Consider the following 15,677-nt stretch of genomic DNA (forward strand, 5'->3'; position numbering starts at 1 on the left):
GGCGGTATACGGCCAGTACCAGGTTGTTGGCCACCAGGGAGTCGGCGGTGGAGAAGAAGCCCAGGTTGCGCATGACGATGCGGCGCTCGTCGTCGGTCAGGCCTTCGGGGTTTTTCCACAGGGCGATGTCGGCGGTCATGTTGACCTCTTGCGGCATCCAGTGGTTGGCGCAGCCGTCGAGGTACTTCTGCCAGGCCCAGTCGTACTTGAACGGCACGAGTTGGTTGAGGTCGGCGCGGCAGTTGATCATGCGCTTTTCGTCAACGGCGACGCGGGCAGCGGAGCCTTCGAGCTCGGCGAGGCCTTCGGCGACGTCGAGTTTGTCCAGGGCGGCCTTGGCACGCACGATGGCGGCGGAGTCGTTGGCGGTGACGGCGCGCGCTTCGATGGCGGCGGCAGCGCCGGCACCGTCGAGACGGTCCATGTTGGCTTCGGTGGCGTGGCCGGCGTTGGCGCCTTTGGTGGCTACTTCGCCTTCTTCTTCTTTGTCGAATTCGTCCCAGCTCAGCATGACGTGTCGTCTCCTGCGTGAGGGCTCAAAGGTGCCCGTGTGAAACCGGATGGTTGGGTGTTCACACGGCCCTGAGGCCGCGGTGGATCTTAAGGAATCGTTTGTTGCAGCTAGCGCACGCATTAAACGCAATTGGGTGTTCGGGTGCTCTGCGTGAGGCTTGAGGTGCGCAGCGGTAGGTGCAAGCTCGCGCGGGAGGCCTCAGGTCTGGCTCTTCATCCCAGTGTAAAGGGATATTGCAGGCCCGATTTACCCGCGCATTGTAGGGGAAAAAAACCGGTTTGTGTTGAGGCGGATGGTCACGCAGGTGCGCCAAAATGGCATGGTTTCAAGCCAAGGCGTGTATTTGCAAGGCTTTGCCGGGGTTGGATTTTTTTGACGGGCGGCAGCAGGGTTTTGCTGGCGGGGGGAGGGCGTGTCAGGCAAGGCTGTATAGAGGGGGGGGGTGGCGATTACTGCTATCGGGGGCGAGCGCCCTCCCACAGGGGGATTGGGGTGTGCTCGGGGCCGATTCTTTGCCGCAAGAACAATTTCTTGCGGCGAGTAAGATCGGGTGCAGATCAGACTAACGAAGTTATTAACCGTTAGAGCAACCGTTGCCCATTACATGGTAGTTAAGAATGTGACGCTGACCGTGTGAATCTTCATATTCCATTTTTACCGGTACAACTTCGCACACTTCTGGAATGCTGCTCATGGACAACACTTTGGCGACATCCAAGTGGGTGCTGTAAGTGTAGTCTTCAACGATAGGTGCGTTCTGGCTGGCCACTTCGGCGGGGGCTTCGTCAGCCATGACGGCTGTGGCAAACAAGCTGCTGAGGGCGATAACTAATGCAGTTTTCATCTCGGTAATTACCTTTGTTGGGTCGAAAGGGGTCACGAGGCCCTTGTGGGGCCACGTGTGTAACTTAAAGTGGGTTAGTTCGGATTAACGTTGCCTTCGTGGGGGCTGTTGCGGTGTTAATCACAGTGCCTTGGTTGGCGGAGTTGATTTTAGGCGTGCGGGTTATATTCATATACCCGTGCTTTTGATAAACACTATTGGCGGTTTTTGTAACAATCCTGAGGTAAAGCTTTTTTCATGCACGCAGCAAAGCGCCGCAGCCTGCGGGCTAGAGCGGTAAAAAGGCATGTCAGGGCAAAATGTAGGGGCTTGTTACTACCATCGTCGAATGGTTCTATGGGGCCGCCCCGGCTACAACAGGGCCATACAACAACAACTATTGTCACCGAGGTAAGAAAGATGAGTGCGGCTTCCCTGTACCCCGTTCGCCCCGATGTAGCAGCCAACACGCTGACCGACGAGGCGACCTACAAGGCCATGTACCAGCAGTCGGTGGTCAACCCCGACGGTTTCTGGCGTGAGCAAGCCAAGCGCCTTGACTGGGTCAAGCCTTTCACCGCGGTGAAGCAGACCTCATTCGACGACCACCATGTCGACATCAAGTGGTTTGCCGATGGCACCTTGAACGTTTCCTACAACTGCCTGGACCGCCACCTCGCCGAGCGTGGCGACCAGGCAGCCATCATCTGGGAAGGCGATGACCCTTCCGAGAGCCGCACCATCACCTACCGCGAGCTGCATGAAGAAGTCTGCAAGTTCGCCAACGCCCTGCGCGGCCAGGATGTGCATCGCGGTGACGTGGTGACTATCTATATGCCGATGATCCCCGAAGCCGTGGTGGCCATGCTGGCCTGTACTCGCATCGGTGCGATTCACTCCGTCGTGTTCGGTGGTTTTTCGCCGGAAGCCCTGGCCGGTCGCATCATCGACTGTAAGTCGAAGGTGGTGATTACGGCTGACGAAGGCATTCGTGCCGGTAAGAAGATTCCACTGAAGGCCAACGTCGACGACGCCCTGACCAACCCGGAAACCAACAGCATCCAGAAAGTCATCGTGTGCAAACGCACCAATGGCAACATCAAGTGGAACCAGCATCGCGACATCTGGTACGAAGACCTGATGAAAGTGGCGGGCACCGTGTGTGCGCCTAAAGAGATGGGCGCCGAAGAAGCGCTGTTCATCCTTTATACCTCTGGCTCCACCGGCAAGCCCAAAGGCGTGCAGCACACCACCGGTGGCTACCTGCTCTACGCCGCCCTGACCCACGAGCGCGTGTTCGACTACCGCCCAGGCGAAATCTACTGGTGCACCGCTGACGTCGGCTGGGTCACTGGCCACACCTACATCGTCTACGGCCCGCTGGCCAATGGCGCGACCACGCTGTTGTTCGAAGGCGTGCCGAACTACCCGGATATCACGCGGGTGGCGAAGATCGTCGATAAGCACAAGGTCAATATCCTCTACACCGCTCCAACCGCGATCCGCGCCATGATGGCGTCCGGCACCGCTGCCGTGGAAGGCGCCGATGGCAGCAGCCTGCGCTTGTTGGGCTCGGTGGGCGAGCCGATCAACCCGGAAGCCTGGGATTGGTACTACAAGAATGTCGGCCAATCCCGTTGCCCGATCGTCGATACCTGGTGGCAGACCGAGACCGGCGGCAACATGATGAGCCCGCTGCCAGGCGCCCATGCGCTCAAGCCGGGTTCGGCCGCACGGCCGTTCTTCGGTGTGGTGCCGGCGCTGGTGGACAACCTGGGCAACCTGATCGAAGGCGCCGCCGAAGGCAACCTGGTGATCCTCGATTCGTGGCCGGGCCAGGCTCGTACCCTGTACGGCGACCATGACCGCTTTGTCGATACCTACTTCAAGACCTTCCGTGGCATGTACTTCACCGGCGACGGCGCCCGTCGCGACGAGGACGGCTACTACTGGATCACTGGCCGTGTGGATGACGTGTTGAACGTGTCCGGCCACCGCATGGGCACCGCCGAGATTGAAAGTGCGATGGTGGCCCACCCTAAAGTCGCTGAGGCAGCGGTTGTGGGTGTACCGCACGACATCAAGGGGCAGGGCATCTATGTGTATGTCACCCTCAAAAATGGCGAAGAGCCGAACGAAGCGCTGCGCTTGGAGCTGAAAAACTGGGTGCGTAAAGAGATCGGGCCGATTGCATCGCCGGATGTAATCCAATGGGCGCCGGGCTTGCCGAAGACGCGTTCGGGGAAAATCATGCGCCGTATCCTGCGCAAGATTGCCACGGCTGAGTACGACGGGTTGGGGGACATCTCCACCTTGGCGGACCCAGGGGTGGTGGCGCATTTGATTGAGACGCACAAGACCATGAACGTCGCGTAAAGCTCGATAGTCAGAAATAGCCCTATTCGGTGTGAGCCGGATGGGGCTTTTTTGTGGGATCTCAAAACCAATGAAGATCCCCTGTGGGAGCGGCGGTGCGACGATTCGACTTGCTCGCGAATGCAGGGTGTCAGTCGCTGGAGATGTTGATTGACCCACCGCATTCGCGAGCAAGCCCGCTCCCACATTTGGATTGCATTTCATAGCGAGGGTGGTGCTGGTATGACAGACCTGCACCACCCTCAACCCAATAAATATCGGTCTCTCTTGTAGGAGGTTTCTGAATGTTACCGCCGTTGCAAAATGTGTAACCTCGCGCCCAATCATGAGGCAATGTGCTACATACGTGCCCCGAAAAGCCGCATTCCAGACACCCCAAGAAATAAGATTAAACGCCAGACTTGCCGTCCCAGAAGGGTTTGCGAATAATAGGCCCGCAATTTGCAGTATTTACAGGTTTAATGTCTTTTGCTTCTGCATAAAAAACAGAGGCTGTCAATGTGCTGGAACCGCTTTCTCAGTGCTTCTGTAAATTGTTGTCGCATTGAGGAAATATCGGCTTCCGGCCTATCGTTAGAATGCCGATCACTCGCTCGTCGTCTCCGGTGTGTAACTGGTGTAGGACGCAGCACCGCTATTCGGTTTCACCTTCGCCGCATCGTGGGCCATGGCTCATACTGCTGTTTTGCCCTATACCGATGGAGTCCCAAGATGAAGAAACTCGTGCTGTTGGGCGCCCTGGCGCTGTCCGTGCTGTCCATGCAGGCTTTCGCTGAAGGCAAGCCTCTGAAAATTGGTATCGAAGCAGCTTACCCTCCGTTTGCCTCGAAGGCGCCGGATGGCAGCATCGTCGGGTTTGACTACGACATCGGCAACGCCCTGTGCGAAGAGATGCAGGTCAAATGTACGTGGGTCGAGCAAGAGTTTGACGGCCTGATCCCTGCGCTGAAAGTGCGCAAGATCGACGCGATTCTGTCGTCCATGTCCATCACCGACGACCGCAAGAAGTCCGTGGACTTCACCAACCGCTACTACCTGACCCCGGCTCGCCTGGTGTTGAAGGAAGGCACTGCGGTCAGCGACAGCCTGGATGAATTGAAAGGCAAGAAGATTGGCGTGCAGCGCGGTTCGATCCACGACCGTTTCGCCAAGGAAGTCCTGGCGCCTAAAGGCGCCACCGTTGTGCCTTACAGCTCCCAGAACGAAATCTACCTGGACGTAGAAGCCGGTCGCCTCGACGGTACCGTGGCGGACGCCACCCTGTTGCAGGAAGGGTTCCTCGACACCCCAGCCGGCAAAGGCTACGCGTTCACTGGCCCGTCCTTCACCGACGTCAAATACTTCGGCGACGGCGTAGGTATCGCGGTACGTAAAGGCGACAAGGAAAACCTGGACCGCATCAACGCTGCCATCGCCGCGATCCGCGCCAATGGCAAGTACAAGGCAATCCAGGACAAGTACTTCAACTTCGACATTTACGGCCCTGAAGCCAAGTAAATCGTCTTAGCTGTCTGTCTGAAATGGCGCAAGCAACAGAATTCCTGAGGTTTGCGCCATTTTTTCATCCCCCTTTTCGAGGACCTGAATCATGTTGAAAGGCTACGGGGCCGTCATCCTCGATGGCGCATGGTTGACGCTTCAGCTCGCCTTGTCGTCCATGGCCTTGGCCATTGTTCTGGGTCTGATCGGGGTTGCGTTACGCCTGTCGCCGGTGCGCTGGTTGGCCTGGCTGGGCGATTTGTATTCCACAGTGATCCGCGGGATCCCTGACCTGGTGCTGATCCTGCTGATTTTCTACGGCGGTCAGGACCTGCTCAACCGCGTCGCGCCAATGCTTGGCTACGACGACTATATCGACTTGAACCCCTTGGCCGCCGGTATCGGCACCCTGGGTTTCATCTTTGGCGCCTATCTCTCGGAAACCTTCCGCGGCGCCTTCATGGCCATTCCCAAGGGCCAGGCCGAGGCCGGCCTTGCGTATGGCATGAGCAGTTTCCAGGTGTTTTTCCGGGTGATGGTGCCGCAGATGATTCGCTTGGCGATCCCCGGTTTCACCAACAACTGGCTGGTGCTCACCAAGGCCACTGCGCTGATTTCGGTGGTGGGCCTGCAAGACATGATGTTCAAGGCCAAGCAGGCGGCAGATGCCACCCGCGAGCCTTTTACCTTCTTCCTCGCAGTGGCGGCGATGTACCTGGTGATCACCAGCGTGTCGTTGCTGGCCTTGCGTCATCTTGAGAAGCGCTACTCGGTAGGCGTAAGGGCGGCTGATCTATGATCTTCGACTACAACGTCATCTGGGAGGCCATGCCGCTGTACCTTGGCGGCCTGCTGACCACCCTCAAACTGCTCGCCATCTCGCTGCTCTTCGGCCTGCTCGCCGCCTTGCCCCTGGGCTTGATGCGGGTGTCCAAGCAGCCCATCGTCAACGGCGCGGCCTGGCTCTACACCTATGTGATCCGTGGCACACCGATGCTGGTGCAGCTGTTCTTGATCTACTACGGCCTGGCCCAGTTCGAAGCGGTGCGCGAAAGCTTCCTGTGGCCACTGCTGTCCAGCGCCACGTTCTGTGCGTGCCTGGCGTTTGCGATCAACACCAGTGCCTACACCGCCGAGATCATTGCCGGCAGCCTCAAGGCCACCCCCAATGGCGAGATCGAAGCCGCCAAGGCCATGGGCATGTCGCGCTACAAGCTGTACCGCCGCATCCTGCTGCCATCGGCCCTGCGCCGGGCGCTGCCGCAGTACAGCAACGAAGTGATCATGATGTTGCAAACCACCAGCCTGGCCTCCATCGTGACCCTGATCGACATCACCGGTGCCGCACGTACCGTGAACGCCCAGTTCTACCTGCCGTTCGAAGCCTATATCACCGCCGGCGCGTTCTACCTGTGCCTCACGTTCATCCTGGTGCGCTTGTTCAAGTTGGCCGAGCGCCGCTGGTTGAGCTACCTGGCTCCACGGAAGCATTGATATGGAACGTATCGATCACCTGTTGCCCTGGGGCCACCTGGGCTGCGAGCGCCAACTGAGCGTGTTCCGCTTCGGCAAAGGCGAGCGCAAGGCCTATATCCAGGCCAGTCTGCACGCCGATGAATTGCCCGGTATGCGCGCCGCCTGGGAGCTGAAAAAACGCCTCACCGAACTCGAAGCACAAGGTGCCCTCAACGGCGTGATCGAGCTGGTGCCAGTGGCCAACCCGATGGGCCTGGGGCAGTTGCTGCAAGGCAGCCACCAGGGGCGTTTCGAGATTGGCAGCGGCAAGAACTTCAACCGTGATTTCGTTGAGTTGAGCGAGCCGGTCGCGGCGCTGCTCGACGGCAAGCTGGGGGATGATCCCCACGCCAACGTGCGCCTGATCCGTCAGGCCATGAGCGATGCGCTGCAGGCACTGCCAGAACCGAGCAGTCAGCTGCAAGGCATGCAACGTATCCTGCTCAGCCACGCTTGCACCGCCGACGTGGTGCTCGACCTGCATTGCGACGCCGAAGCCGCGCTGCACATGTACGCGCTGCCGCAGCACTGGCCCCAGTGGCGTTCGCTGTCGGCGCACCTGAATGTGAAAGTCGGTTTGCTGGCTGAAGACTCCGGCGGCAGCTCGTTCGATGAAGCCTGTTCGCTGCCGTGGTTGCGGTTGTCGCGGGCGTTCCCCGAAGCGCAGATCCCGCTGGCGTGCCTGGCGACGACCCTTGAATTGGGCGGCCAGGCCGATACGGGGCGCGATGAAGCGATCTTCCACGCCGAAGGCATCCTCGCGTTCCTGGCCGAGCAAGGCTTGATCAAGGGCGAGTGGCCCGCACCGCAGCACGAGCCTTGCGAAGGCGTGCCCTTCGAAGGCACCGAGTTGCTGTTCGCACCCCACGCCGGGGTGATCAGTTACCTGCGTAAAGCCGGCGACTGGGTGGAAACCGGCGAGCCGATTTTTGAAGTGATTGACCCCCTGGAAGACCGCGTCAGCACGATTTGTGCGGGTACCTCGGGGGTGTTGTTTGCCGTTGAACGGCTACGTTATGCCCAAGCGGGTTTCTGGCTGGCCAAGGTGGCGGGGCGCGAAGCGCTGCGTCACGGGCGCTTGCTCAACGACTGACCACCTGTTTTTGTGAGAACCGACCGCATGTACAAACTTGAAGTCCAAGACCTGCATAAACGCTATGGCAGTCATGAAGTGCTCAAAGGCGTGTCCCTGGCCGCCGCGGCCGGTGATGTGATCAGCATCATCGGTTCCAGTGGTTCGGGCAAAAGTACCTTTTTGCGCTGCATCAACCTGCTGGAGCAACCCCACGCCGGCAAGATTCTGCTCAACAACGAAGAGCTCAAACTGGTGGCCGGCAAGGACGGCGCCATGAAGGCCGCCGACCCCAAGCAACTGCAACGCATGCGTTCGCGTCTGTCCATGGTGTTCCAGCATTTCAACCTGTGGTCCCACATGACCGCGTTGGAAAACGTGATGGAAGCGCCGGTGCATGTGCTGGGCGTGTCCAAGAAAGAGGCCCGTGAAAAGGCCGAGCACTACCTGGCCAAAGTCGGCGTGGGCCATCGCAAGGATGCGTTCCCCGGCCATATGTCCGGTGGTGAGCAGCAGCGCGTGGCCATTGCCCGCGCCCTGGCGATGGAGCCGGAGGTGATGCTGTTCGACGAACCCACGTCGGCCCTCGACCCGGAACTGGTGGGCGAAGTGCTCAAGGTGATGCAGGACCTGGCCCAGGAAGGCCGCACCATGGTGGTGGTGACCCACGAGATGGGCTTTGCCCGCGAGGTGTCGAACCAGTTGGTGTTTTTGCACAAAGGCATTGTCGAAGAACGCGGCAACCCGCGGGAAGTGCTGGTGAACCCGCAGTCCGAGCGTTTGCAGCAGTTTTTGTCGGGCAGCTTGAAATAACAAGGCTGCTATCCACCCCTGTAGGAGCGAGCTTGCTCGCGAAGGGCGTCAACGATAACGCGGGAAACCTGACACCCCGTGGCGTTCTCAGCTTTTTCGCGAGCAAGCTCGCTCCTACAGAAGAGCAGGTCTTCATCGTTTTTGAGATTTGTGCTCGTTTACGGGCTAGCATTAGCCCCTGTCTTCATTACCGTTACTGGCTTCGGATAGCACTCCATGACCGCCCACAAAATAGGTTTCCTGATTTGGCCCAGCACAAAAGCACTCACGCTTGCGCTGGCTGAGGAGGCCTTGCGCGTTGCTCAGCGGGTGCATCCGGATGTGGTCTACGAGCTGTCGTTCCTGCTTGCCGAGCCGGCCGGCAATGGCGCTTGGCAGCTGCCGGGCGAGCCGTGGGCCGGCAAGCTTGAGGGCTTGCACAAGCTGTTCCTGCTGGCGGATGAGCCACCCACTGCCATTGCTTCACAGCTCAGTACAGCCCTCAAGCAGCTGGTGCGCGCCGGTTGCGTGATCGGTGGTCTGTCGGCCGGTGTGTACCCGCTGGCCCAACTCGGCCTGCTCGACGGCTACCGCGCCGCCGTGCACTGGCGCTGGCAGGATGATTTTGCCGAGCGCTTCCCCAAGGTGATTGCCACCAGCCATTTGTTCGACTGGGACCGCGACCGCCTCACCGCCTGCGGTGGCATGTCGGTGCTCGACCTGCTGCTGGCGGTATTGGCCCGTGACCACGGCGCCGAGTTGGCCGGTGCGGTCTCCGAAGAGCTGGTGGTGGAGCGCATCCGCGAAGGCGGCGAGCGCCAGCGTATTCCGCTGCAGAACCGCCTGGGCTCCAGCCATCCCAAGCTGACCCAGGCGGTGTTGCTGATGGAAGCCAATATTGAAGAGCCGCTGACCACCGACGAGATCGCCCAGCATGTCTGCGTGTCACGACGACAGCTTGAGCGGATCTTCAAGCAATACCTCAACCGCGTCCCCAGCCAGTACTACCTGGAACTGCGCCTGAACAAGGCCCGCCAGATGCTGATGCAAACCAGCAAGTCGATCATCCAGATCGGCCTGTCATGCGGCTTCTCCTCGGGGCCGCACTTTTCCAGCGCCTACCGCAACTTCTTCGGCGCCACCCCCCGTGAAGACCGCAACCAACGGCGCAGCAGCAGCCCGTTCGAGTTGTCGTCGGTGCCTGCCGAACGGGGCTAGCGTTACTCCTCATCCATAGGTTCTTCCAGTGGCGGCTGCAACGGGTTGCCCTGGGCGTCCAGGGTTGCCTCCACAATCTGGAAGTCGATGCCGGTCTTGCCGTAATACTCCCGCAAGTATTCGAGGCTTTGAGCCGACCAGGGGTTGGCGCTGAGGTCGCTGTCCTCGTGGAAGTTTTGCAGCATATCCAGCAGGTCTGGCGTCAGTTCGTGGATCTGGTTGCGGCTCAAGTCCAGGTTATGCAGATTGGTCAGTTGGAACAGGCCGGTGGGAAGCTGTGTTATGCGTGTATTGCGCAGGTGCAATGAAGTCAACTCCTGCAGTCGGCTGACGTCCGGCGCGTGGCCCAGAGGGTTGTCACTCAGCTCCAGGAACTCCAGGGACTGCAAGTCGCTCACTGATCGCGCTGTGGATGCAGTCAACTTGATTGCGCAGCGGCGCAGTTCCAGCGTGGTCAACTTCGGTAATTCAAACAGCGCCCCAGGCAGGCTGCCCAGGCTGCATCCGCTCAGCCTGAGCGTTTGCAGATGGGGGAAGCTGCGCAGGAATTGATCCGCCTGGGTGGTCGTGGCCTCACCGTTGAGTTCCACGGTGGTGACATGTTTGAAGCGCACGCGCAGTTCTGGCAAGGCGCCCATGATCGGCGTGTCGAGTACCATCGCATGGGTGGGCTGGTCATCCAGGCTTTCTTCGTCCAGCGCGCTTTCCCGGCGCCAGGCTTCTTCCACCAGGCGCTTGAAACTGAGGCGGTTGATTTGCTCCTGGGCGCGGGTGCCGGTGTCCAGCACGACACCCAGATTCGGATGCAGCCTGGGTACATCAGTGGCCCATTCCTGCAGGTCGGTGGTGAGGTGTTCGTAGTCGGTTTCAAGTTCGCGCAGTGCTGTGTCCACATCGTCCATACGCCCCGGCAGGCCAAACACGAAGCTGTCTGCGGCGGTATTGTTCATCTTTGGATACAGGCGCTGGACCCAGGCGCGCTGTGCCGCGGGCGCCTGTGCCTTGAAGTGCTCCTGGGTACGTTGGCAGTAGGTTTTGATCTGCTCCAGCGCCTGTTGCGACAGCGGGTTGCCGGACAAGTCGAAGGCTTGGCTGACGCTTTGCGGCAGGGTGAAGAGGGCGGGCGGTAATTGTTCGATCCTATTGGCACTGAGGTCGATGATTTGGCGCGGTATGGGGTTCAACAGGCTGGGCGGCACTGAGTCCAGCCCGGCGGCTTCCAGAACAATCGCATTCAAACCTGGCAGCTTGGCGAAGTCCGGGCATACCCCCAGGGGGTTCCCGTTCAGGTTCAAGTGTTGCAGCAGTGCCATGCGCTCCAGCGCCGCGCTTGAGCGGGCAGACAGGGTGATCGAACAGTTCCTCAATTCGAGTACCCACAGGAGGGTCAGGTCGAAGACTTTTGGCGGGATATCCCCCAGCACCACGTTGCCAACATTGAGAATGCGCAGCCTGGGGAAGCGCTCAAGAAAGCCGTCCAGCTCGATTGCCTGGCCAGTGCCTTCAAGCTTCAGCGCCCTGATGTGCCTGAAGGTGGCGCTCAAGGTGGGCAGCTCGCCCGCCAGGTTGCGGGTGATGGTCAGCGCATGCAGGGGCTCGTCGTGCACCGCCGGTTCCCGGCGCCAGCTCTTTTCCAGCAGGTTGCGCAGGGCAGTGCGTCTGGCGAACTCTTGCGGGCCCAGGTCGGGCGTGTGTTCCCAGTGGGCCAGTTGTTGTAGCAGGGTTTGCAGCTCGTCGGCCAACCTGGCCAATTCGACCCGACCGGCTTCCAGTGAGCCCGGTAGTGCGTAGATCACGCGGTTGAGGTCGTCCTGGTTCAGGCTCGGATACAGCGCTTGGGCGTCACGTATATCGCTGGGCGGGGCGTCGACTTCCCAGTAGGTGTCATAGCGCTGGAAATAGCCTTTGACCTGTTCGAGGGTCTCGGTCGACAGTGGGTTGTCGCTGAAATCAAATTCGTCCGGCTGGTTGGCCGGGCGTTGGAACAGGTCGGCGGGCAGTTCCTGCAGTTGATTGCCGCTGAACAGGCCAAGGCGCAACTCGGGACGGCTGAGCAGCCCGTCGGGCAATTGCGTGATGCCGGTTTGCGACAGGTCGATATGTGCCAGTTCGGGCATGCCTTGTACGCTGGGCACCCGCCCCAGTGGGTTGCCGAACAGCACCAGGTTCTTCAAGCGGCTCAGGGCGGCGATCTGTGCCTGGTTGGTGGGGGTGAGGGCGATGTTGCAGTTGCTCAGGTCCAGCGTGACCAGGCGTGGCATGGCGTAGATTTCTGCCGGTGGCGCGCCCAGGTCGAAGCCGTCCACACGCAGGTGGCGCAATTGCCGGAAGCGTCCCAGGAATGCGTTGGCACCCGTGGTATCGGTGCTGCCGGCCAGGGTCAGCAGCGACACATGGTCGAAATTGGCCGTCAGTTCGGGCAATGCGCCCAGCATGGACGAGTCCAGGCGCAGGGTGTGGCCGTCGCGCGCTGGGTCGCCGTAGTAATGATCGATCATTGATTCACGTCGCCAGCAGCGCCGCAGTGTCGAGGCGATAAGGCGCCGGTTACGGCGTTCGCCGCGTTGCTGGGCCGCCGACAGCGGGTTGCCGGTGCGTGGATGCTGAGTGGGAATCTGTTGCTCCCAGGCTGAAAGGTCGCTGCGCAGTTGCGCATATTCATCGGCCAGGGCGCCGAGTGCGTTGGCGGGGCCTTCGGGCAAGGTGCGCAAATGGTTGAGCAGGTCCTGGATCTGATGCTCATTGAGCGCCGGGTACAGCTGGGTTGCACGTTCTCTCAAGGTTGGTGGGCGCGCGGCGGGCGCAGACTGCGCCGGGTAGCCACTGTCGCTACCCAGCAGGCGCAGGGTTTCCAACACCGGCTCCCGTGGCTCAATCATCAGCACGGTGCGCAGCTCTTCACGCTCCAGCGGTTTATAGCGCAGGCGTTGCTTGAGCTCGGCAGCCTGGGTGATGTCGATCCCCAGTGCCTCTCGTTGCGTATCCGGCAGGGCATTGAGAATCGCGGTGTACAGATCGGTTTCGCCGAACAGCGCACCTTTTTGATCGTGGGGTACATAGCGGCCCGAGGCGGTGCGCACCAGCGTACGGCGTATCGGCGCATCCTGCGCACCGATCTGCAGCCAACGGGTGCCCCCGGGCGACAGGTGCGTGGCCTCAAGCTGCACTTGATCCGACCAGCCGGGCAGTCGTCTCAAGGTGTTGAGCGCCAGGCGATCGGTGTCGAGGTTCTGCACCGCTTCCAGATACTGGCCTTCATAGGCGCGGTTCACGCGCAGTTCGTCCAGCACGCTGCGGGCCATATCGGCTAGGCGCGGGGGGGTGTGGCGGTTGTCCAGCGCTTGCAGTTCCCGTCCGTTGGCCTGGGCGAGCAGTTGAGTTGTGACCGTTGCCGGCAGGCCGGGTGTGGTTTGCATCAGGTGCTGGGCGTGGGCGTCTGTGGTCATTTGCCGTTGGGCGTAGCGCGAATCGAATAGGGCGCGGCGATGGGTCCGGGCCAGGCGCGCAAGTTTTTTGCGCAGTTGCTTGACCCGGTTATCCAGGCTTAATTCGGGATCGGCTGCGCGCTCGCCGAACTGCGCGCGTACTTCGTCCGGGGTCAGGGCTTGCAAGACGGTCTTGAGCAGTTCGCCTTTGCCCAGTTGTGCTTCGTTGACCTGCACCACCGGCATGCGCGTGTCACCAAATTCCCAGGCGGTCTCGCCTGCGGTATCCAGCATGCGCAGGCAGCGAGTCTTGGGCCAGTCGCCGTAGGTGGTGAGCAGTTGCAGTTCGTCCTGCGGGTCGACTTGCGCGTACTGCGCCGGATCGTCGCTGTCGAGCCGCTGGATCAGGGTTTGCAGGCTGCGGTCGATACGCAAGCGCTCAAGGGTATCGTCCAGAAGCGGTGGGACCGGATCGCCGCGCACATGCATCTGGCGTAGGGCGTTTTCATTGACGCCACTGAGGCTCAGCGCCAGGTCGCGATCGGCTTCACTCAAGCTCTCCACGCTGTGGCCCAGGCGGCGCAGCAAGGTGGCGCGATCCCACTGCGCGGGGGCTTCGAGCTCGGTGTGCCAGGCCCCGGCGCCATTGTGTTGCAGGCTGGGGGTGTAGGCATCGGCACGGGTAGGGTGCTTGATCACATGGCGCTGGCCGTCGGCGAGGGCTTGCACGGCGTACTGCTGGTTTTCCAGGGGCAGGACCGATTCGGCGCGCACTTGATGCAGCCCCAGCGCGTCGACCCCCAACCGTGGCGGCACGCTGATGGTTTGTTGGTAGGGCGCCAGGTCTGGTTTCCAGTAGCGTTTTGCGTCGTTGGCAAGGGTGACCGGTTTGAAACGATCAAAAAACGTCACGACATCTGCAGGCAGTACCTTGCGCAATTCGGTGACGCCAATGGTGGTGCCTGCACCAAACGCACCCAGTTGCACCAATGATTGCAGCACGCTCATCAAATGGGCGAAGGCCTCCTGGGGCAAGCCTTCGGCCCAGTCGACCACGCCTTCGAAGACGTCATCGAGCAGTTGCCAGGCCATATAGCCCAGCATCAATTCCCCCAGCCCCGGAATAAACGGCGCGACGATCAGCAGTGCGGCGTTGAGGATCGAAGAGGCCACGTTCACGAACGAGTCCCACAGTGCCCAACGTGCGTTGCGGTCGACCATGGCCGTGGACACCGCCTGGGTGCGGGCATCATTGAGGATTTGGTTGAGCTTCTGCTGGTACAGGTGCAGCCACACATCGCCTTGCACCGGCGTTGCGACAAATTGCAGCTTGGGATCATCGGTGGGCTCAACGCGCCAGGGCGCAAGTCCGCTGCCGTACTCGGTGGGGTGCCAAGTGATACGGCCCAGGCGTTGGCTCAAGTCTGCAAAGAATACACCTCGGTGTTCATGGGCGAGGAAGCGACTGAAAAACGTTTGGTAATCGGCCTCGCGCAGTTGGCGGGTCAGTTCCTGCTTGAAGGCCAGTGCCGAGGCGTATTCCTTGAGGGGGTGTTGCGGGTCATCCGGCACATAGGCGACCAGGCGCTGTACGGAGCGGGTGGACTCCAGGTCGGGGGCGAGCAGCAGGATGCCGGTCAGTGGCGCTTCCATTATCTGCAAGGTGTAGCAGTGCAGCGCGAGGTTGTTCAAGGTCAGGTCGCTGCGGCCTTGCAACAGGCCTTCGACCTGCTGCGCGAAGTCGTCCTGGATGTCACCCTGCAAGCGCGCCACGTGCAGGGCGGTGCGCAGGGCGGCTTTGTGACTGGTGCCGAGCTTGGCTTGCAGCGCGGCGGCACTGACCGGTTCGTTCAGGCCCAATTGTGTGCGCAGGTACGTCTGGTAGCGTGCGCCGATATCCAGTTCGCGGCACAACGCGGTGAAGGTGGTAATGCTGATTTTTTGCAGGATGGCGGGCAGGGTATCGAACTGGCCGGTGGCATTGGGTTGGGTGATAAAGGTCGAGTCGGGCTCAAACGCGTCCTTGACGGTTTCGCTGTGTTCGAAGTTGTGCAGCGCGGCATCCAGCAGCGACACAGTCCAGGTGCGGGCGGCACCGGAGGGGATGGAAAACCACGGTATATGCTGGGGAATATAGAGGCGCAGGTACACGGTTTCGCTGTTGAGACCCACGCCGTAACGGGTCAACAGGGCTTCTTCGAGCACGCTGCGGGCAAACGCCCGTGGGCCTTGCACTTGCTGGAGTGCTGCATCCACGGCGTTTTGTGCACTCCAATGGGCGGCGTTCAGGCGTTTAAGTTCGGGGCTGGCTGTCAGCGGTCGGAGTTGGGTCTTGGACAGGGCTTGCTGCTTGAGGCTCGATGCCGTGCCTAGCCAAGGCGGGATAGCGTGTATCAAGAGTTGGTAATGACTGTCGGGCTGGTCGGTGGCGTCGGTGAATGAAGGAGTACTCATGCTCAATCT

10 protein-coding genes are annotated in these 15,677 nt (G+C 60.6%); 7 read left to right on the forward strand and 3 right to left on the reverse strand.

Translation table 11 applies throughout. The annotated features are described in order from the left end of the window. Both DYL59_RS25075 and DYL59_RS25080 read right to left on the reverse strand, forming a co-directional pair. On the reverse strand, nt 1-511 hold a 511-nt coding region (locus tag DYL59_RS25075), incomplete at its 3' end, for a ribonucleotide-diphosphate reductase subunit beta (RefSeq protein ID WP_193557582.1). A gap of 577 nt (nt 512-1,088) precedes the next feature. Continuing rightward, nucleotides 1,089-1,358 (reverse strand): DUF2790 domain-containing protein, encoded by a 270-nt coding sequence (locus tag DYL59_RS25080; RefSeq protein ID WP_135291604.1) that lies wholly within the window; start codon nt 1,356-1,358, stop codon nt 1,089-1,091. A gap of 399 nt (nt 1,359-1,757) precedes the next feature. Between DYL59_RS25080 and acs the strand changes: the two genes are divergently transcribed. The 7 genes from acs (at nt 1,758) to argR (ending at nt 9,789) form a co-directional block, all read left to right on the forward strand. Beyond that, complete coding sequence (gene acs / locus DYL59_RS25085; RefSeq protein WP_135291605.1) at nt 1,758-3,713, forward strand: acetate--CoA ligase; 1,956 nt, start codon at nt 1,758-1,760, stop codon at nt 3,711-3,713. 711 nt (nt 3,714-4,424) lie between these two features. Then, nucleotides 4,425-5,210 (forward strand): ABC transporter substrate-binding protein, encoded by a 786-nt coding sequence (locus DYL59_RS25090; RefSeq protein WP_135291606.1) that lies wholly within the window; start codon nt 4,425-4,427, stop codon nt 5,208-5,210. A 91-nt stretch (nt 5,211-5,301) separates the two neighbouring features. Further along, on the forward strand, nt 5,302-5,991 hold the full coding sequence (locus DYL59_RS25095; RefSeq protein ID WP_010208305.1) for an ABC transporter permease: 690 nt from the start codon (nt 5,302-5,304) through the stop codon (nt 5,989-5,991). Then, nucleotides 5,988-6,686 (forward strand): ABC transporter permease, encoded by a 699-nt coding sequence (locus DYL59_RS25100; RefSeq protein WP_135291607.1) that lies wholly within the window; start codon nt 5,988-5,990, stop codon nt 6,684-6,686. The genes DYL59_RS25095 and DYL59_RS25100 overlap by 4 nt, the downstream gene beginning before the upstream one ends. 1 nt (nt 6,687) lies before the next feature. Then, on the forward strand, nt 6,688-7,800 hold the full coding sequence (locus tag DYL59_RS25105) for a succinylglutamate desuccinylase/aspartoacylase family protein (RefSeq protein ID WP_135291608.1): 1,113 nt from the start codon (nt 6,688-6,690) through the stop codon (nt 7,798-7,800). 27 nt (nt 7,801-7,827) lie between these two features. Next, nucleotides 7,828-8,592 carry an ABC transporter ATP-binding protein gene (locus tag DYL59_RS25110; protein WP_105699328.1) on the forward strand — a complete coding sequence of 255 codons (765 nt, stop codon included), beginning with the start codon at nt 7,828-7,830 and terminating at the stop codon, nt 8,590-8,592. A 216-nt stretch (nt 8,593-8,808) separates the two neighbouring features. After that, complete coding sequence (gene argR, locus DYL59_RS25120; protein ID WP_135291609.1) at nt 8,809-9,789, forward strand: transcriptional regulator ArgR; 981 nt, start codon at nt 8,809-8,811, stop codon at nt 9,787-9,789. A gap of 2 nt (nt 9,790-9,791) precedes the next feature. Here argR and DYL59_RS25125 read toward each other — a convergent pair whose 3' ends face one another. Beyond that, complete coding sequence (locus DYL59_RS25125) at nt 9,792-15,668, reverse strand: dermonecrotic toxin domain-containing protein (protein WP_135291610.1); 5,877 nt, start codon at nt 15,666-15,668, stop codon at nt 9,792-9,794. Nucleotides 15,669-15,677: the final 9 nt, after the last annotated feature.

It is taken from the genome of Pseudomonas kairouanensis (genome assembly GCF_004682055.1).
GTDB lineage: Bacteria > Pseudomonadota > Gammaproteobacteria > Pseudomonadales > Pseudomonadaceae > Aquipseudomonas > Aquipseudomonas kairouanensis.